Here is a 352-nt window from a genome sequence, read left to right as displayed (position 1 = left end):
GGCCAGATCAATCGAGGAGCGACTGCAGTCCCTGAAGGCGGCAGCGACCGAAACCGCGGCCAGCATGTCCGGATTGCGGGCTCTCGAGCGTCAGGCGGCCGCGGTAGCCCAACTCTACGATGCCCTTCTGAGCCGCCAGCAGCAGGCAAACGAACAGGTCCAGCTCATTCAGCCGGATGTCCGGGTGATGGCCTCGGCGTGGCCCCCGGAAAGGCCAAGTTCGATTCACCCGGCCTTCCTCATTCCGCCCGGCGTGATGGTCTTCGGCATCATGGGCGTCCTGCTCGCGCTGGGCATCGACAGACTTGATCACACCCTTCGCAGCACGGATGAAGCCGCCGAGGCTCTGGCC

At 65.3% G+C, this 352-nt stretch carries 1 protein-coding gene; it reads left to right on the top strand.

What is annotated here, in order from left to right:
* Positions 1-352, top strand: a 352-nt coding sequence (locus tag AB4Y92_RS26890) for a hypothetical protein (protein WP_441822396.1), incomplete at both ends; no start/stop codon positions are given.

The sequence above is a fragment of the Lysobacter sp. TAB13 genome (genome assembly GCF_052113885.1).
GTDB classification, from domain to species: Bacteria; Pseudomonadota; Gammaproteobacteria; order Xanthomonadales; family Xanthomonadaceae; genus Lysobacter; species Lysobacter gummosus.
The sequence above is the reverse complement of the archived record's forward strand: the minus strand, read 5'-3'. Positions and strand labels throughout refer to the sequence as shown.